Below are 16,777 nucleotides of genomic sequence, written 5' to 3'. Positions count from 1 at the left end.
GTTTGACGCGGTCGTTTGACCGGGTCCGGCCACATCGGCAGACGCCCTTTCCCGATGGGCCCGCGGCGCGGAGACTGGGAGTCATGGGCGAGCCGACCAGGGTCCTTCTCGACGAGTCGCGGATTCCGCGGAACTGGTACAACGTCGTCCCCGACCTGCCCACGCCGCCCCCGCCGGTGCTCCACCCCGCGACGCTGCAGCCGGTCGGCCCCGACGATCTCGCCCCGCTCTTCCCCTCGGCGCTGATCGAGCAGGAGGTGTCGGGTGAGCGGTTCGTTCCCGTGCCCGACGGCGTCCTCGACGTCTACCGCCTCTGGCGGCCGACGCCCCTGATCCGCGCCCGGCGCCTTGAGCGTGCCCTCGGCACACCGGCGCGGATCTACTACAAGTACGAGGGCGGCAGCCCGTCGGGCTCGCACAAGCCCAACACCGCGGTCCCCCAGGCGTACTACAACGCGCGGGAGGGCGCGCGGAGGCTGACCACCGAGACCGGCGCGGGCCAGTGGGGCTCCGCCCTGGCGTTCGCCTGCGCCCAGTACGGCCTCGACTGCGAGGTCTGGATGGTCCGGGCGTCGTACGACCAGAAGCCCTACCGGCGCACGCTGATGAAGATCTACGGCGCGACCCTGCACGCCAGCCCGTCGGCGGTGACCACGGCGGGCAGCAGGATCCTGGCGGAGGACCCCCACTGCACGGGGTCGCTGGGCATCGCCATCAGCGAGGCGGTCGAGGTCGCCGGTCAGCATGACGACACGCGATACGCCCTGGGCTCGGTGCTCAACCACGTCCTGCTGCACCAGACCGTCATCGGCGAGGAGGCGCTGGAGCAGCTCGCCGTCCTCGGCGAGACCCCGGACGTGGTGATCGGCTGCACCGGCGGCGGCTCCAACTTCGCCGGGCTGGCCTTCCCGTTCCTGCGCGAGAAGCTCGCCGGGCGCATGAACCCCGTGCTGCGCGGCGTCGAGCCCGCCGCCTGCCCGTCCCTGACCCGGGGCTCCTACGCGTACGACTTCGGGGACACGGCGGGGTTCACGCCGCTGATGAAGATGCACACGCTGGGGCACACGTTCGTGCCCGACCCGATCCACACCGGCGGGCTGCGCTATCACGGCATGTCGCCGCTGCTCTCGCACGTTTACGAGCTGGGCCTGGTGGAGGCCGTGGCCGTCACGCAGACCGACTGCTTCGACGCGGGGATCCGCTTCGCCAGGGCCGAGGGGATCGTGCCGGCGCCCGAGCCCTCCCACGCGGTGGCCGCGACGATCGCGGAGGCGCTGCGGTGCGCGGAGTCGGGCGAGGAGAAGGTCATCGTGATGTCCCTGTGCGGGCACGGCCACTTCGACCTGCCCGCCTACGAGAGCCGTCTCGCCGGGCGACTGGAGGATTTCACGCTCCCGCAGGAGCGGATCGACGCGGCCCTCGCGCACCTGCCCGCCGTCTGATGTGACGCATGCTCACTGATATCCGTTTCGTCCCTTGACCGGCGGGTACGGCTGCGCCATCGCTCCGTCATACCGACCGGAGCTCTCATGTCAAACGGCTGAAATGCGCGGTATCAGCTCCATACGATTCTGGGACACCATCCGCTCTCTCCGGAGAATTCGTTGAACCGGAACTGCGTCATCAAGGACCCCGCCCCGGGCAACCGGGCGCAGTGGCGCCGCAGCAGCGCCGCGTCCGCGCACGAGCGGCTGGCCTTCCTGAACGAGGCGAGCCGGCGGATCGGCAGCACGCTCGACCTGTCCGAGACGAGCCGGGAGCTCGTCGACATGGCCGTCCCCCGCTTCGCCGACGCGGCGGCGGTGATGGTGCAGGACCGCCTCGTGGCGGACGGCGAGCTGTCGTCCCGGCCGGTGGACGGCACCACGCTCGTACGCAGGGTCGCCCTGGCCGTGGCGGGCGCGGATCCGGACTCCTGGGTGAAGACCTTCCCCGTGGGCGAGTCGATGGTCTATCCGGCGATCCTTCCGCAGGCCCAGTGCATGGCCGTCGGCAAACCGCTCATGTATCCGGCGCTCGACAAGGAGAGCGCCCGGCTGATCGGCGCCAGCATGGACCGGGAGGAGGCGGTCGCCTCGCTCCTGACCGACTCGTCGTTCCTCGCGGTGCCGCTGCGGGCGCGGGGGCGGGTGCTCGGCTGCGTGATCTTCACCAGGCATCCGGGAACGCGGTCGTTCGAGGAGCAGGACGTGGTGGTGGCCGAGGACCTGGCCGCCCGCACCGCCGTGTGCATCGACAACGCCCGGCTCTACACCAGGGAGCGCAGGACCGCGCTGACCCTGCAGAGCAGCCTGCTGCCCGTCGAACTGCCGCAGGCGCTCGGCATGGACATCGCCACCCGTTATCTGCCGGCCAGCGACCTGATGGGCGTCGGGGGTGACTGGTATGACGTCATCGCCCTGCCCGGGTGCCGTACGGCCCTGGTGGTGGGCGACGTCATGGGCCACGGCACCAGGGCCGCGGCGACGATGGGCCAGCTGCGCACGGCCGCGCGTACGCTCGCGAGCCTCGACCTGCCGCCCGACGAGGTGCTGTTCCGGCTCAACCTGATGAGCCAGGACCTCGACCCCAGCCAGATCGCGACGTGCATCTACGCCGTCTATGACCCGGTGACACGCAACTGCGCGCTCGCCCGGGCCGGCCATGTGCCGCCGATCCTCCTGCACCCCGACCGGTCGACCGAGATCATCGACCTGCCCGCGGGCCTGCCTCTCGGCATCGGCAGCGACCCGCTGGAGTCGCGCGAGATGGTCCTGCCGCCCGGGAGCGTGCTCGCCCTCTACACCGACGGCCTCGTGGAGAGCCGGGAGCGGGACCTCGACGCCGGGATCATGGGGCTGCGCCGTCTGCTCGCCGGTCCGGTCGAGGACCTGGAGGACATGTGCGACGTGATCATCAGCAGCCAGCGGTCGGGGCATGAACGTGACGACATCGCCCTGATGGTGGCCCGGGTGCGCGACCTCGACCCGGACGAGGTGGCGACCTGCCCGCTGCCGTCCGACCCGCGGTTCGTGTCGCACGCCCGCCGCTTCGTCCGCAGCACCCTGCAGAGGTGGGGGCTGAGCGGCCTGGTGGACAGCACCCAGCTCATCGTGAGCGAGCTGGTCACCAACGCGCTCAAACACGGCTGGCCGCCGATCGAGCTGCGTCTGCTGCGCGGCCGGACGCTGGTGGTCGAGGTCGTCGACGGCTCCCCCGCCGCTCCCGCCCCGCGCACGGCCACCCCCGACGAGGACACCGGCCGCGGTCTGCAGCTCATCAAGCGGTTCGCGTACCGGTGGGGCACCCGGCCCACTCCGTACGGAAAGATCGTCTGGGTGGAGCAGCACCTCCCTTGACCCGGGCGTTCCCTCCCTGTCGAGCGTGTATGACTGATCGTTGAGAAGAGTTACGTTCGAATCGGGAGTTCGTGGCGAGGAGGGGACATGATCGACATCCGTGACGCGTACCGCAGGGCGCTGGATGGCTTCGGGGCCCGTCTCCATCTCGTCCGCCGCGGGCAGTGGGAGCTGCCGACCCCCTGTGTCGACTGGGACGTCCGGGGGCTCGTCAACCACGTCGTGGCCGAGAACCTGTGGGCCCCCGAGTTGCTGTCCGGCCGTACGGTCGCCGAGGTGGGGGACGCCTTCGAGGGCGACGTGCTCGGCGACGACCCGGTCAAGGCGTTCGAGGCGTCCGCGCAGGGAGCGGTCCAGGCGGTGTACGCCGAGGGCGCCCTGACCAGCGTGGCCCACCTGTCCTTCGGCGACGTGCTGGGCGAGGAGTACATCACCGAGCTGTTCGCGGACGCGCTGATCCACACCTGGGATCTGGCACGTGCCATCGGCGGGCCGGAACGGCTCGACCCCGAGCTCGTCGCCTCATGCTCGGAGTGGTTCGAGAAAGCACGGGAGGACTACCGCGAGGCGGGAGTGTTCGGGGACGAGCAGGGCGTCCCGGCCGACGCCGACCAGCAGACCCACCTGCTCGCCGCCTGGGGCAGGAACCCCTAAAGAGTGCCTATCGGCCGGTGGGCCGCTTGCCGTGGTTGGCCTTCTTCTTCTTGCGTGCCTTCGACTTGCGTGCGCGTCTGCCCATGACGACCGCCTTCCGTCGAGTACGGCTTTCGCCCACTGTCCTCCCTGGGACCACGGGCGGCAAGAGGCGTACCCCAACTCAACATGTCTCCACGTTCGTGAGGCATAATTTGTTTGAATCTGTAGAGGAGTGGTGGATGCTGGCCCAGCAACGGCAGCAGGCGATCCTTGAGAGGGTACGCAGGACCGGCGGGGTGCGCGTCGCGCAGCTCGTACGCGACCTCGGGGTCTCGGACATGACGATCCGCCGCGACCTGGAGGTCCTCGCGGAACGCGGCCTGATCGTCAAGGTGCACGGCGGGGCGACCGCCACCGGCACGGGCTCGACGGAGGAGCCGGGCTTCGCGGCCAAGTCGGTGCGGCAGCAGGCCGAGAAGGAGGCCATCGCCCGCAGGGCCGCCCTGCTCGTGCGGCCGGGCAGCTCCGTAGCGCTCTCGGCCGGCACCACGACCTGGACACTGGCCCACCATCTGGTGGACGTGCCCGAGCTGACCGTGATCACCAACTCGGTGCAGGTGGCCGACGTCTTCCACCGCGCGGGACGGCCCGACCAGACCGTGGTGCTGGTGGGAGGCGTGCGCACGCCCTCCGACGCGCTGGTCGGCCCGGTGGCCGTGGCGGCCGTCCGCTCCCTGAACGTCGACACGCTCATGCTGGGCGTGCACGGCATGAGCGTCCGGGCCGGTTACACCACGCCCAACCTGCTGGAGGCGGAGACCGACCGCGCCCTCATCGCGGCCGCCCAGCAGCTCGTGGTCCTGGCCGACCACACCAAGTGGGGGACGATCGGCTTCAGCACGATCGCCGCCCTCGACGAGGCCGGCGTGGTCGTGAGCGACGTCGGCCTGCCGGAGGAGGCACGCGACGCGCTGTCGGAGCACGCCGGCGAGCTCCTCCTCGTCGATCCGTCCGGGGAGACCGAGCTGGAGACCGCGCTGTGACGCCGGCCCGCCGCACGTCCTCCGACGCCTGTAGTAAACCCGGTGCATCCCCCGGCCTCCGCGCGCCCGCCGTGTCCCCCTTTCGCAAACCCGCACCGACCCCCTTGTAAGCCCGCTCCGACCCGGGACACCGCACTGTGAAAGCCGGAGATCGCACCGTGAAGCTGGAGACCGCTCTGTGAAGCGCACCATCACCCATCTCGCCGACGGCCGTGAGCTGATCTACTTCGACCGGCGCGACGACGCCGACCACAGCGCCATCGACACCAGGGACCTGCCGCCGCGCCCGCTCGCCTCCGAGCTGCGCTACGACCCCCTGATGGACGAGTGGGTGGCCGTCGCCCGGCATCGCCAGACACGCACACACCTGCCGTCGGCGGAGGAGTGCCCGCTCTGCCCGGGTCATCCCGGCTCGGAGATCCCCTCGCCGTACGAGGTGGCGGTGTTCGAGAACCGCTTCCCGTCGTTCAGCTTCAACACGGGCTCGTACGAGCAGGTGGGCGGGCTGAGCGAGGTGCGTCCGGGGATCGGGCGCTGCGAGGTCGTCTGCTTCACCTCCGACCACAACGCGTCGTTCAGCTCGCTGAGCGACGAGCAGGCCGAGCTGGTCGTCGAGGCGTGGGCCGACCGTACGGCCGAGCTGTCCTCGCTGCCCGGCGTGGAGCAGGTCTTCTGCTTCGAGAACCGCGGCGCCGAGATCGGCATCACGCTGCCGCACCCGCACGGGCAGATCTACGCCTATCCGTACGTCACGCCGCGCACCCGGCAGATGCTGAACGCCGCCGCCCGTCATCAGGGCGGCAACCTGTTCGCGGATGTCCTGGCCGCCGAGCGGAAGGGCCCCCGGGTGGTGGCCGCCAACGAGCACTGGACGGCCTTCGTGCCCGCCGCCGCGCGCTACCCGTTCGAGGTGCACGTCTACCCGCACCGCCAGGTGCCCGACATCCCGGCGCTGTCGCCGGAGGAGCGAGCCGCGTTCGCGCCGCTCTACATCGAGGTGCTGCGCCGCCTGGACGGGCTGTTCGGCGCCGTCATGCCGTACGTCGCGGCCTGGCACCAGGCTCCTGTCACCTACCGGCGCGACCTCGCCTACCTTCACCTGCAGCTTTTCACGATCCGGCGGGCGCCCAACAAGCTCAAGTATCTGGCCGGATCGGAGTCGGCCATGGGCGCGTTCGTCAACGACGTGCTGCCCGAGGAGGCCGCCCGGATGCTTCGCGAGGCGATAACGGCCTGATCTCCGATTGATTGCGGCTTTGGTGGCAGCGACGGTTTCTTTACCACTAGTATCCCTGACACCGGCCGTCACAACCGGTACGCCTAATCCCGGGCGCCCCGCCCGGGAACCGGGGACCCAATCACGCACCTGGGGTCAAGGCAGTCGCCTGCCCGGGCTCCTCCAGCCCGAACCCGTCAGCTAACCCGGTCGGCAGATGGAGAGGAGTGGGCTCTGCCCCGCGCATTCCCCCTGGCTGTCGGCGTGCTCGCCTCCGCCGTCCTCGTGTTCGGTACGGCGGCGCCGGGCGTCGCCGAGCCCAAACCGACGGAGAAACAGCTCAAGAAGGAGCTGTCGGACCTGCGGCAGAAGGTCAACCGGCTGATCGCCGACTACAACGCCAAGCGTGTCGCCCTCGCCAAGGCCCGTGAGGAGGAGAAGGCGGCTCGCGACCGGCTGGCCAGGGCCCAGGCCGACTACCAGGCCGCCAGCGACGCCGTACGGCAGATGGCCGGGCTGCGCTACCAGACCGAAAGCGCGATGGCGCTGCCCGACATGAACACCGCCGCGCTCAACTACCAGCTCAAAGAGGAACAGGCCGCCCGGCTCGCGCACTTCGACCGGGTCCGCGACGCCCGGCAGCAGGCCGCGGACGCCGCCAAGACGCTGACCGCGCAACTGAAGGCGCAGGCCGAGGCGGTCGCCGTACAGCGCAAGGACGCCGAGGACCTCATCGACGAGATCAAGGACAAGCTCGACGCGCTGATCCCGATCGCGCCGGGAAAGCTCCCGGGTGGGTCGTGGGCACCGGAGCTGCCCAGCGGTGCCGACAACATCACGCCCCGGATGAGGTTCATGCGCACCGAGGTCGAAAACCACTTCAGCCTGCGGTTCCCGGTGGGCTGCTACCGGGCGGAGAACAGCGGCGAGCATCCTCTCGGGCGCGCCTGCGACTTCATGATGAGCTCGGGCGGCGCCATGCCCTCCCCCGAGATGAAGGCGCTCGGCGACAGCCTGGCCGACTGGGCCATCAAGAACGGCCCCAAGCTCGGCGTCATGTACGTGATCTGGCAGCAGCGCATCTACAACCTCGGCCGTCCCGGCTGGCGGCTCATGTCCGACCGCGGCGGAATCACCGCAAACCACTACGACCACGTACACATCTCGATGTACTGACCTGCCAGGGCACTCGCGGGGTGGGCCGGCCACCTCGGCGAGCGAGGCGGCCGGCCCGCTCCGGGTCAGGCCGGGATCTGCTTCTCGTGCCAGGTGTAGTAGAGGTAGGTGCTGCCGGGCCCGGTCAGCGTGCCGTAGACCTGCCAGAAGGTGTTGGTGCCGGGCGAGAAGCGGAAGATCTTGTCCCCGGGCCTGTCGTCCACGATGACCTGCTGTGACCCCGTGGGCCCGATCCGGACCTCGATCGTGAACGTCTCGTTGTCGGGGATGTCGAGGCAGACCTCGTGCGTGTACGCCGTCGGACCGGCGATGTTGTAGAGGCGATTGTCCACCGCCGGCGACTCGACGTTGGTGGGGACGTATTTGTTGACGACGTAGGTGTACCCGCCCGTGGAGCAGTCCACTGCGGAGGTGTCCGCGAGCGCGGGGCCGGCGCCGGTGAGCGTGACGCCGAGAACGCCGGCGGCGACGGTGAGAACGGAGATGGTGCGCTTCATGCCTCTCCTCATCCGTACGGTGTGACGCTTCAACCAAGTAGTTGAAGGCTGAACTGATTTTGATCACATTCGCCACAATTACACAAGTCTGATCAATTACCTGTCCGAATCCGAGTCAAGACGGCCGGGTTCGGCCTCCCGTCGGGTGCAGGCCCGGCGTGCGGCCCGGCCTTCGGCTACGTCATGAACCGCGCTCAGGAGGGGGGTGCCGGGACGGGCAGAACCGCCGGGTGCCTCCGCCCGCTAATCGGGGTGACTACGCGCCGGGTCCGGGGGAGGATGCCGGGATGACCGACACACGTATCGATCCCCCCGTCGTCGCGGGAGAGCGCGAGATGCTGCGCGCCTGGCTGGACTGGCACCGTGACACCCTCGCCGTGAAGTGCCGGGGCCTCACCGAGGAGCAGTTGCGGCTGCGCTCGGTGCCGCCCTCCAGCATGTCGCTGCTCGGCCTCGTACGGCACATGGCCGACGTCGAGCGGGCCTGGTTCCGGAGGCGGCTGAACGGCGAGGATCTTGGCGGCATCTACTTCAGTGCCGACGACCCGGACGGCGAGTTCGACAATGTGGACACCGCGTCGGCCGAGGAGGCCTTCGCGACCTGGCAGGCGGAGATCGAGCAGGCGCGGGCGGCCGAGGAGGCCTGCGCCGACCTGGACGCCATGACGAAGGCGTCCACTCGTGACGGCGTCCACTACTCGCTGCGGTGGATCATGTGCCACATGATCGAGGAGTACGCCCGCCACAACGGCCACGCCGATCTGCTGCGCGAGCGCGTCGACGGCGTGACGGGCGAGTAGCCCCCGACGGCGAGTGGCCTCCCTCAGCCGGACAGGCGGACCGGGTTGACGAGGTCGGCGTAGATGAGCAGGCCGCCCATGACGACCAGCAGGGCCGCCATGACGTACGTCAGCGGGAGCGCCTTGGCCACGTCCACATAACCGGGGACGGGCCTGCGGCGCACCCGCGCGAACGCCCGCTTGACGCCCTCCCAGAGCCCGCCGGCGATATGGCCGCCGTCCAGCGGCAGCAGCGGGATCAGGTTGAACATGCCCACGGCGAGGTTCAGCCCGGCGAGCAGGTTGATGAAGATTTCGATCTTGTTCTCGACCGAGAGGTCGGAGGCGGCGATCTCACCGCCGATGCGGCCCGCCCCGACGATGCCGATCGGCCCGTTCGGGTCGCGCTTCTCCCCCGAGAACGCGGCGTTCCACACGCCGACCATCTTCTTGGGGATGTTGACCATAGCGACGGCGGTGCGCTCGGTCAGCTCCCACATCTGCCCGACGACATAACCGGGGCCCTTCTTCACCACGACGGTGGTCGGGCTCACTCCCAGGAAGCCGACGTTCTTCTCGATCTTGTCCGGGTCGGTGAGCGAGGGCATGTCCTGCGCGATCAGGTCGACCTGGAGGTCGGTCCGCTGCCCGCCCCGCTCGATGCCGAGCGTGGTCACCCCCGCGCCGTGCTCCCGGATCAGGCGCTGCGCGGCCTCCCAGTCGGTGACCGGCGTGCCGCCGATGGCGACGATGTGGTCTCCGGGCCGCAGACCGGCCTTGGCGGCGGGCGTCAGCGGGTCGCTGTCGCGGCAGTCCCGGTGGTCCGCCTCGGCCGCCGGGATGGCGCACTTGGACACCGAGGCCACGACGGGGGTCAGCTCACGGACGCCGAAGCCCATCATCACGACCGCGAACAGCACGAACGCGAGCACGAAGTTCATCGCCGGGCCGCCGGTCATGATGATGACCTTCTGCCACCAGGGCTTGCGGTAGAAGACCCGGCCCTCGTCGCCCGGCCGGATCTCCTCGGACGCGACCGCCCGCGCGTTCTCGATCAGGCCCTGCCAGGGACCGGTGGAGACGCTGCGCAGCTTGCCGGGCTCGTCGGACGCACGCGGCGGCAGCATGCCGATCATGCGGATGTAGCCGCCGAGCGGCACCCACTTCACGCCGTATTCGGTCTCGCCCCGCTTGCGCGACCACATGGTGGGCCCGAAGCCGACCATGTACTGGGTCACGCGTACGCCGAAGAGCTTGGCGGGCACGAGGTGCCCGATCTCGTGAAGGGCGATCGAGACCAGCAGACCGACGAAGAGGATCACGAATCCGGCCGCGAAGAGCCAGCTCATCAGCGCGTACCCCCGAATCGGAGAAGGTGCTCTGGCAGACGAAGCACCCTTCGAGCGTAGCCCACCCGCACGAGGGCGAAGACTTTTCCGGCGCCGGTTCGGCTTGCCCGTGTGTGACCGGTTGGGGACACTTCGTTGACAGTACGCAGTTGGGCGATCACCCTGTGAAAGACGTCAAGAGGGGAGCATCTTGATCCGGATCCTGGTGGCCGAACACCTTCCGTTGGTGCGGCGCGGCCTGGTCGCGTCCCTCGATGGGGAGGACGACCTGCGGGTGGTCGCGGACGTCGGGTCGGGCGAGGACATCGTGCCCGCGGCACTCGACGTACGGCCGGACGCCGCCGTGGTCGACGCCGACCTCCCCGGGGTGGACGGGCTCACGGCCGCCGCGCGGCTGGGAGAGAAGGCCCCGCGCTGCCGCGTGATGCTGCTGTCGGCGCAGCCCAGCCCGGGGCACATCAAGCGGGCCTTCGCGGCGGGCGTCCTCGGCTACCTGGGCATCGAGGTGGCCCCCGAGCATCTGGCCGACGGCATCCGCCGGATGGTCGCCGGACGCCGGGTCGTCGACTCCGAGCTCGCCGTCGCCGCGCTGGAGGCCGCCGACTGCCCGCTGACGCCGAGGGAGCACGAGGTGCTGCGGCTCGCGGCGGGCGGCGGGCGCTCGAAGGACATCGCGGCCGAGCTGGGCCTGTCCGTCGGCACCGTGCGCAACCACCTGTCGCGCATCCTCGTCAAGACCGGAGCGCGCAACCGCGTCGACGCCATACGGATCGCCACCGACTCCGGCTGGCTGTAGGCGGCTCAGGGGCGCCAGATCAGGACGAGCGCGCAGTCGTCGTTGTGGCCGGAGGACATCGCCTGCACGAGCTGCCGGGCCTTGTCGCGGAATCCCGACGGCAGCAGCCGCTCGGCCTCGCCGAGCAACCGGTCGAGCCCGGCGTCGATGTCCCTGCCCGGCTGCTCGATCAGCCCGTCGGTGAACAGCATGAGCGCGTCGCCCTTGCGCAGCACGCCGCTGTCGGTCTCGCAGGCGAGATCGGGCACCACGCCGAGCACGACGCCCTTCGCCGTGGAGACCCGCCACGTGCCCGACCCGGAGTCGAACCGGACCACGGGCGGGTGCCCCGCCGAGGTGATCGTGTACTCCCCCGTGGACAGGTCGAGCTCCAGGTGCACGGCCGTGACGAACCCCTCGTCGCCGAGCTGGCGGTGCAGGTAGGAGTTGCACGCCGCGAGGAAGTCGTCCACCGAGCCGAGCAGGCCGCCGAAGGTGCCCGACAGCATGAGCGCGCGGGTTCCCGCGTCCACGCCCTTGCCGGAAACATCGACGACCGCCAGCTGAACCCGGTCGCCCTCCCGCATCGAGACGACGAAGTCGCCGCCGAACGACGATCCCCCGGCCTGCTTCAGCACCACCTTGCCGCCCCAGTCCTTGGGCAGCGGCGGCAGCTCGCTCTGCCGCTTGAGCCGGTCGCGCAGCTCCAGCAGCATCGCGTCGCCGCGCAGGCCCTGGACGCCGAGCTTGCCCCGCGTCCGCGCCATCGTCCAGGCGAGCGCTGCCGTGAAGGCCATCGTGATGAGCAGGCCGGGGCCGACGCTGAGCACCCCCCTGACCGGGCCCATGTACGTCAGGGCCGCGACGACCACGCACAGCAGGAGCGCGAGACTGCGCAGCCGGAGCTGGAGGCCGCCGATCAGCGTGAAGAGGATCAGCAGCGAGGGCGAGAACCAGTACGCCGACACGTCCGCGTCGAGCACGCCGACCACGACGGTGAGCGTGACGAGAGCGATGAGAAGGTAGCGGTCCTTCGACCACACCTTCCTGACGAAGCGGACCAACGGCACCAGGAGTGGCACACGCGCCAGGAGCGCGCGCAGCCGAGGAGGGATCAGCGGCGCCGGACGGGAATTCATGATGGCCTCGACTGTATCCGGACATCCCAGGTAGCGATACCTGCTTGACCAACGTCTAGATCATCCGGCACGGATATTGGCTCGCCTCGCGCGGCGGCCGGCTTCTACGGTGAGACGATGAGCCTCACCGTGCGCGCCATCACGGATTCCGAATGGCCGGCCTACTCGGACGTCCTGTTCGAGGCGTTCAACTCCTCCTATCCTTCTGAGATCCGCGAGCGCTGGCGGGAGCTCGCGGAGATCGACCGCACGATCGCGGCCTTCGACGGTGACCTCGCGGTCGGCGGCGCGCAGATCCTGTCCTTCTCCATGACCGTGCCGGGCGGGCCGATCCCCGTGGCCGGCGTCACGTCGGTGGGCGTGCTCCCCTCGCATCGCCGCCGCGGCGTGCTGACCGCCCTCATGACCCGGCAGTTGCACGACCTGCACGAGAACGGGCGTGAGGCCGTCGCCGCGCTCTACGCCAGCGAAGCCGGCATCTACGGACGCTTCGGGTATGGCAGGGCCGCAGACACCTTGTCCTTCCGCATCCCCACCCACGACTCGGCCTTCACGCGCTCGGCTCCCACCGATCCGGCGCTGCGTCTGCGCCTGGTCCCGCCTGCGGACGCGCTGCCCGCCCTTCAGCGGGTCTACGACGCCGTACGGCCGGGCCGTCCCGGCCTGTACGGGAGGTCCGGCGGGTTCTGGCGCAATGAGATCCTCCCGGACACCGAGCACGACCGGGGCGGGATGGGCCCGCTGCGCTGCCTCGTCGCCGAGGACGCGACGGGAGCGCGCGGCTACGCGCTGTTCCGGGCGAGGGGCAGGTGGAGCGAGCACTCCGTGCCGGAAGGAGAGGTCCGGCTCCTGGAGCTGATGGCCACCGATCCCGCGGCGTACGCGCTGGTCTGGCGCGGCGTCCTCGACCGCGACCTGTGCGCGGTCGTCCACGCCGGGCGGCGGCCGGTGGACGACCCGATCATGCACCTGCTGGCCGATCCCCGCCGGCTCAACGCGATCTGGTTCGACGACCTGTGGATCCGCCTGGTCGACGTCGACCGGGCCCTGGCCGCCCGCGCGTACGCGGCCCCCGCCGACCTGGTCCTGGAGGTCGTGGACGAGATCTGCCCGTGGAACGCCGGCCGCCTGCGCCTCGTCACCGACAAGGGATCGTGCGAACCGACGGACGCGCCCGCCGACCTCACGCTGCCGGTCGACGTGCTGGGCGCGGCCTACCTCGGCGGGCGGCCCCTGCGGGCGGCGGCGGACGCCGGGCTGGTGCGCGAGCACCGGCCGGGAGCGCTGCGCGAGCTGTCGGCCGCCATGATGTGGGACCCGGCTCCCTGGGGCTGCCGGGTGTTCTGATCTCCGCAGGGCCGCCGCGACCGCGTAGGCTTCGAGGCATGGCGCTGCAGAGTTTGCAGATCACCGCGATCACGGCCATGCGGGCCCGTGACGTGTCCCGGCCGACGCCCGAGCAGCAGGAGGCCGCCGACCAGCGGCCGCTGCGCGACGAGACACCCCGGCGGGAACCCCGCCGGGGCCGGGACAGGGACGCTCGCTAGACGTACGGCGCTGGAGGCGCTCAGGCGGGCAGCGGCGGCAGTTCGCCGGTGGCCTCGTATTCGGCCAGCTGCCGGATCCGCCGGGCGTGTCGCTCGGCCCCGGAGAACGGCGTGGCCAGGAAGATCGCGACGAACCTGGTGGCCTCCTCCGGCGTGTGCTGCCGGGCGCCCAGGCTGATCACGTTGGCGTCGTTGTGCTCGCGGGCGAGCTTCGCCGTTTCCTCGTTCCAGGCGAGGGCCGCGCGCACCCCCCGCACCTTGTTGGCGGCGATCTGCTCGCCGTTCCCCGAGCCGCCGATCACCACCCCGAGGCTGCCAGGGTCGCCGGCCACGCCCTGCGCGGCGCGCAGCACGAACGGCGGATAGTCGTCCTCCGCGTCGTAGACGTGGGGACCACAGTCCTCCACCTCGTGGCCCTGCTCCTTGAGCCAGGCGACCAGATGATTCTTGAGCTCGTAGCCGGCATGGTCGGCACCGATGTAGACACGCACGGCACAAGTTTCCCAGAAAGGCTCTGGCGGGGACGACCCCGGGCTCCACTAGAGTAATAGCCGATATGGGCCTGCGTCCCTTACACCCTCCGGCCTGACAGGAGTGTCATGCACGAGCTTCGGTATGTCGGCGACCCGGTCCTGCGTACCCCCGCCGAACCCGTGACGGACTTCGACCGCGAGCTGCGCCGGCTGATCGACGAGATGTTCGCCGTCATGTACCAGTCCGACGGTGTCGGGCTCGCGGGGCCGCAGATCGGCGTGGGCCTGCGGCTGTTCGTCTACGACATCAGCAACCGCAAGGGACACGTGATCAACCCGGAGCTGACGATCGACGACTCCGAGCCGGTCATCGAGGAGGAGGGCTGCCTGTCGGTGCCCGGCAAGGAGACCGGCAGGCCGCTGTACGCCCCGACCCCCCGCGCCGCCGGGGTCACCCTGCGCGGGGTCGACAAGCTCGGCCGGCCCGTCTCCCTGAAGGCCCGCGGCATGCTCGCCCGGTGCTTCCAGCACGAGTTCGACCACCTCGAAGGCATGCTGTACGTCGACCGGCTGGGCAAGGACGAGCGCCGCAAGATCCTGCTGCAGACGCCCTGACGTCCTACATCAGGATGGCCTTGATCTCCAGGAACTCCTCGAGGCCGAACTCGCCCAGCTCGCGGCCGATCCCGGAGTGCTTGTAGCCGCCGAACGGCGCCATCGTGTTGAACCGGCCGCCGTTGACCGACACCTGCCCGGTGCGCAGGCGGCGGGCGACCGCGAGCGCCCTGCCCTCGGTGCCCGCCCAGACCGCCCCCGACAGCCCGTACGGCGTGCCGTTGGCGATCTCGACCGCCTCGTCCTCCGAGGAGAACGGGATGATCGACAGCACCGGGCCGAAGATCTCCTCCTGCTCGATGGCCATGCCCGGCGAGACGCCCGCGAAGATCGCGGGCTCGACGTAGTAGCCGCGCTCCATGGGGTTGTCGGTGCCGCCGAGCACGAGGCGGGCGCCCTCCTCCTGGCCGCGGTTGATGTACTTGACGACCCGGTCGCGCTGGGCGGCGGACACCAGGGGCCCCAGCCGTGTGCCCTCGGCGAACGGGTCGCCGGGGACGTAGGCGCCGGCCGCCTGCACGGCCAGCCCCACGGCGTCGTCGTACTGGTCCCAGTGGACGAGCATCCGGGTCAGCGCGGAACAGGTCTGGCCCGAGTTGAGGTAGGCCCCCGCGACGCCGCTCTTGACCGCCTTCTCCAGGTCGGCGTCGGGCAGGATGATGTTCGCCGACTTGCCGCCCAGCTCCAGCGCCACCCGCTTGACCGTCTCGGCCGCGAGGGCCGCGACCCGGCGGCCCGCCCTGGTCGACCCGGTGAACGAGACCATGTCGACGTCCGGGTGGGCGGCGATGGCCTCGCCGACCACCGGACCGTGGCCGCTGACCATGTTGAACACGCCGGGCGGCAGCCCGATCTCGTGGAAGATGCCGGCCAGCGCGTACGCCGCGAGAGGCGCGACCTCGCTCGGCTTGAGCACGACGGTGCACCCGGCCGCGAGGGCCGGAGCCACCTTGCACACCACCTGGTGGAGCGGGTAGTTCCACGGCGTGATCGCGCCGACCACGCCGACGGGCTCCCGCACGACGAGCGAGTTGCCCACGCGGCCGGCGTCGAACTCGTACCGTTTGGCGAGGTCGGCGTAGGAGGCCAGCACCTCGGCCGGCATCAGCGTCTGCACCTTCAGCGCGAGCGTTAGCGGGGCGCCCATGTCGGTGGCGATCGTGGCCGCGATCTCCTGCGCGCGTTCCTGCAGCAGCCCGGCCGCCGCCCCGAGGAACGCGGCGCGTTCGGCCGGTTCCAGGGCCGACCACGACGGGAAGGCGGCACGGGCGGCGGCGACGGCGGACTCGACGTCGGCGGGTGCCCCGGCGGGCACCCGGTCCACGACCTCCTCGGTCGCGGGATTGACGACGTCGACGGCCTCGCGCGAGGCGGACGGGACCCAGGCTCCATTCACGTAGAGGTGACGCATGTCACTCATCCTTGCGCCTCGGCTGTCAGATGGCGAGTCTTCCGGCCGAAACCTTTCCAGCGGATTCTCGCGAGGGTGAAGGAGCCTGTGAAGTCTCAGGTGAAGATCGGGTCGCGGGTCCTCGACCTCTTCAGCTCGAAGAAGCCGTCGGTGCCGGCGACGAGCAGAACGCCGTCCCACAGGCGCGCGGCGGCCTCGCCCCTCGGGATGGGCGAGACGACGGGGCCGAAGAACGCCGTGCCCTCGACGGCGATGACGGGGGTGCCGACCTCCTGGCCGACCAGGTCGATGCCCTCACCGTGCGAGCGCCGGATCTCCTCGTCGTACTCGTCCGAGTCGTGCGCGGCCGCCAGCGCGGGGTCGAGCCCGGCGGCGGTGAGAGCCTCGGCGATCGTGTCCAGGCCGCGGTCGCGTCCCTCGTCGTGGAAGCGCCTGCCGAACTCGGTGTAGAGGGTGCCGAGCACCTCCTCGCCGTACTTGTCCTTGGCGGCGGCCAGCACTCGCACCGCGCCGAGCGTCTGCTTGACCCGCTCGGCGTAGTCGGCGGGGATGTCCTTGTCCTCGTTCAGCACGGCCAGGCTCATGATGTGCCAGCGCACGTCGATGGGACGGAGCGCGGTGACCTCGTGGATCCAGCGCGAAGTGATCCACGCCCAGGGGCAGGCGGGGTCGAACCAGAAATCGACAAGCTTTCGGTCGGACACTGTGACACCCTCTCGTACGGACTATGGTTCCCTCGGTCGTCAACCCGGGCAGGAAATCTCCTATTCCAGGTAGGAGCGA

17 protein-coding genes and 1 riboswitch are annotated in these 16,777 nt (G+C 70.4%); of the genes, 11 read left to right on the top strand and 6 right to left on the bottom strand.

Annotated elements, in window-relative coordinates; genetic code table 11:
• Nucleotides 1-83: 83 nt before the first annotated feature.
• From HCK04_RS26780 to HCK04_RS26755, 6 genes are all read left to right on the top strand, one after another.
• Entirely contained in the window at nucleotides 84-1,442 is a 1,359-nt protein-coding gene (locus tag HCK04_RS26780) for a TrpB-like pyridoxal phosphate-dependent enzyme (protein ID WP_142650162.1), read from the top strand.
• Nucleotides 1,443-1,604: 162 nt separating this feature from the next.
• Nucleotides 1,605-3,338, top strand: a complete 1,734-nt coding sequence (locus tag HCK04_RS26775; RefSeq protein ID WP_142650161.1) for a SpoIIE family protein phosphatase — start codon at nucleotides 1,605-1,607, stop codon at nucleotides 3,336-3,338.
• Nucleotides 3,339-3,425: 87 nt separating this feature from the next.
• The gene (locus HCK04_RS26770) at nucleotides 3,426-3,992 is read left to right on the top strand and encodes a TIGR03086 family metal-binding protein (protein WP_142650160.1); all 567 of its coding nucleotides are present in this window, start codon (nucleotides 3,426-3,428) and stop codon (nucleotides 3,990-3,992) included.
• 221 nt (nucleotides 3,993-4,213) lie between these two features.
• A complete protein-coding gene (locus HCK04_RS26765; RefSeq protein WP_142650159.1) occupies nucleotides 4,214-5,017 on the top strand; it encodes a DeoR/GlpR family DNA-binding transcription regulator in 804 nt (267 codons plus the stop codon).
• A 178-nt stretch (nucleotides 5,018-5,195) separates the two neighbouring features.
• A complete protein-coding gene (galT, locus tag HCK04_RS26760) occupies nucleotides 5,196-6,254 on the top strand; it encodes a galactose-1-phosphate uridylyltransferase (protein ID WP_142650158.1) in 1,059 nt (352 codons plus the stop codon).
• Between the two features lie 70 nt (nucleotides 6,255-6,324).
• A riboswitch (cyclic di-AMP (ydaO/yuaA leader) is annotated at nucleotides 6,325-6,463 on the top strand.
• Nucleotides 6,464-6,497: 34 nt separating this feature from the next.
• Nucleotides 6,498-7,409 (top strand): hypothetical protein, encoded by a 912-nt coding sequence (locus tag HCK04_RS26755; protein ID WP_260617412.1) that lies wholly within the window; start codon nucleotides 6,498-6,500, stop codon nucleotides 7,407-7,409.
• Between the two features lie 65 nt (nucleotides 7,410-7,474).
• Here HCK04_RS26755 and HCK04_RS26750 read toward each other — a convergent pair whose 3' ends face one another.
• Nucleotides 7,475-7,906: a hypothetical protein gene (locus HCK04_RS26750; protein WP_142650156.1), complete on the bottom strand. Its 432-nt coding sequence runs from the start codon at nucleotides 7,904-7,906 to the stop codon at nucleotides 7,475-7,477.
• Nucleotides 7,907-8,193: 287 nt separating this feature from the next.
• On the opposite strand from HCK04_RS26750, the gene HCK04_RS26745 reads away from it, so the two are divergent.
• Nucleotides 8,194-8,706, top strand: coding sequence for a DinB family protein (locus HCK04_RS26745; RefSeq protein WP_142650155.1), 513 nt, complete (start codon nucleotides 8,194-8,196; stop codon nucleotides 8,704-8,706).
• Between the two features lie 23 nt (nucleotides 8,707-8,729).
• Here HCK04_RS26745 and HCK04_RS26740 read toward each other — a convergent pair whose 3' ends face one another.
• Nucleotides 8,730-10,034 (bottom strand): M50 family metallopeptidase, encoded by a 1,305-nt coding sequence (locus HCK04_RS26740; protein ID WP_142650154.1) that lies wholly within the window; start codon nucleotides 10,032-10,034, stop codon nucleotides 8,730-8,732.
• Nucleotides 10,035-10,224: 190 nt separating this feature from the next.
• On the opposite strand from HCK04_RS26740, the gene HCK04_RS26735 reads away from it, so the two are divergent.
• Nucleotides 10,225-10,830, top strand: coding sequence for a response regulator transcription factor (locus tag HCK04_RS26735; RefSeq protein WP_142650153.1), 606 nt, complete (start codon nucleotides 10,225-10,227; stop codon nucleotides 10,828-10,830).
• A gap of 5 nt (nucleotides 10,831-10,835) precedes the next feature.
• Here the strand turns inward: HCK04_RS26735 and HCK04_RS26730 are convergent, their stop codons facing one another.
• Nucleotides 10,836-11,948, bottom strand: coding sequence for a PP2C family protein-serine/threonine phosphatase (locus HCK04_RS26730; protein ID WP_142650152.1), 1,113 nt, complete (start codon nucleotides 11,946-11,948; stop codon nucleotides 10,836-10,838).
• 117 nt (nucleotides 11,949-12,065) lie between these two features.
• On the opposite strand from HCK04_RS26730, the gene HCK04_RS26725 reads away from it, so the two are divergent.
• Together HCK04_RS26725 and HCK04_RS26720 are read left to right on the top strand one after the other, a co-directional pair.
• Complete coding sequence (locus tag HCK04_RS26725) at nucleotides 12,066-13,295, top strand: GNAT family N-acetyltransferase (RefSeq protein ID WP_142650151.1); 1,230 nt, start codon at nucleotides 12,066-12,068, stop codon at nucleotides 13,293-13,295.
• Between the two features lie 38 nt (nucleotides 13,296-13,333).
• Entirely contained in the window at nucleotides 13,334-13,495 is a 162-nt protein-coding gene (locus HCK04_RS26720; protein ID WP_168066293.1) for a hypothetical protein, read from the top strand.
• Between the two features lie 20 nt (nucleotides 13,496-13,515).
• Here the strand turns inward: HCK04_RS26720 and HCK04_RS26715 are convergent, their stop codons facing one another.
• The gene (locus HCK04_RS26715) at nucleotides 13,516-13,986 is read right to left on the bottom strand and encodes a ribose-5-phosphate isomerase (protein WP_142650150.1); all 471 of its coding nucleotides are present in this window, start codon (nucleotides 13,984-13,986) and stop codon (nucleotides 13,516-13,518) included.
• A 108-nt stretch (nucleotides 13,987-14,094) separates the two neighbouring features.
• Between HCK04_RS26715 and def the strand changes: the two genes are divergently transcribed.
• Nucleotides 14,095-14,583: a peptide deformylase gene (def, locus tag HCK04_RS26710; RefSeq protein ID WP_142650149.1), complete on the top strand. Its 489-nt coding sequence runs from the start codon at nucleotides 14,095-14,097 to the stop codon at nucleotides 14,581-14,583.
• Nucleotides 14,584-14,587: 4 nt separating this feature from the next.
• On the opposite strand, the gene HCK04_RS26705 is transcribed toward def, so the two are convergent.
• Both HCK04_RS26705 and HCK04_RS26700 read right to left on the bottom strand, forming a co-directional pair.
• Nucleotides 14,588-15,994, bottom strand: a complete 1,407-nt coding sequence (locus tag HCK04_RS26705; RefSeq protein WP_142650179.1) for an aldehyde dehydrogenase family protein — start codon at nucleotides 15,992-15,994, stop codon at nucleotides 14,588-14,590.
• Nucleotides 15,995-16,089: 95 nt separating this feature from the next.
• The gene (locus tag HCK04_RS26700; protein WP_142650148.1) at nucleotides 16,090-16,698 is read right to left on the bottom strand and encodes a DsbA family protein; all 609 of its coding nucleotides are present in this window, start codon (nucleotides 16,696-16,698) and stop codon (nucleotides 16,090-16,092) included.
• Between the last annotated feature and the right edge of the window lie 79 nt (nucleotides 16,699-16,777).

Source organism: Microbispora sp. CL1-1 (genome assembly GCF_012034195.1).
GTDB lineage: Bacteria > Actinomycetota > Actinomycetes > Streptosporangiales > Streptosporangiaceae > Microbispora.
Note: the sequence above shows the minus strand (reverse complement) of the source record. Positions and strands in the feature narration are given on the sequence as shown.

Bases quoted from the DNA above. Each gene is read 5' to 3' on its own strand.
- HCK04_RS26750 (WP_142650156.1), bottom strand. From the start codon at position 7,906: ATGAAGCGCACCATCTCCGTTCTCACCGTCGCCGCCGGCGTTCTCGGC.
- HCK04_RS26725 (WP_142650151.1), top strand. From the start codon at position 12,066: ATGAGCCTCACCGTGCGCGCCATCACGGATTCCGAATGGCCGGCCTAC.
- HCK04_RS26770 (WP_142650160.1), top strand. From the start codon at position 3,426: ATGATCGACATCCGTGACGCGTACCGCAGGGCGCTGGATGGCTTCGGG.
- HCK04_RS26705 (WP_142650179.1), bottom strand. From the start codon at position 15,994: ATGCGTCACCTCTACGTGAATGGAGCCTGGGTCCCGTCCGCCTCGCGC.
- def (WP_142650149.1), top strand. From the start codon at position 14,095: ATGCACGAGCTTCGGTATGTCGGCGACCCGGTCCTGCGTACCCCCGCC.
- HCK04_RS26745 (WP_142650155.1), top strand. From the start codon at position 8,194: ATGACCGACACACGTATCGATCCCCCCGTCGTCGCGGGAGAGCGCGAG.
- HCK04_RS26730 (WP_142650152.1), bottom strand. From the start codon at position 11,948: ATGAATTCCCGTCCGGCGCCGCTGATCCCTCCTCGGCTGCGCGCGCTC.
- HCK04_RS26740 (WP_142650154.1), bottom strand. From the start codon at position 10,034: ATGAGCTGGCTCTTCGCGGCCGGATTCGTGATCCTCTTCGTCGGTCTG.
- HCK04_RS26780 (WP_142650162.1), top strand. From the start codon at position 84: ATGGGCGAGCCGACCAGGGTCCTTCTCGACGAGTCGCGGATTCCGCGG.
- HCK04_RS26765 (WP_142650159.1), top strand. From the start codon at position 4,214: ATGCTGGCCCAGCAACGGCAGCAGGCGATCCTTGAGAGGGTACGCAGG.
- HCK04_RS26720 (WP_168066293.1), top strand. From the start codon at position 13,334: ATGGCGCTGCAGAGTTTGCAGATCACCGCGATCACGGCCATGCGGGCC.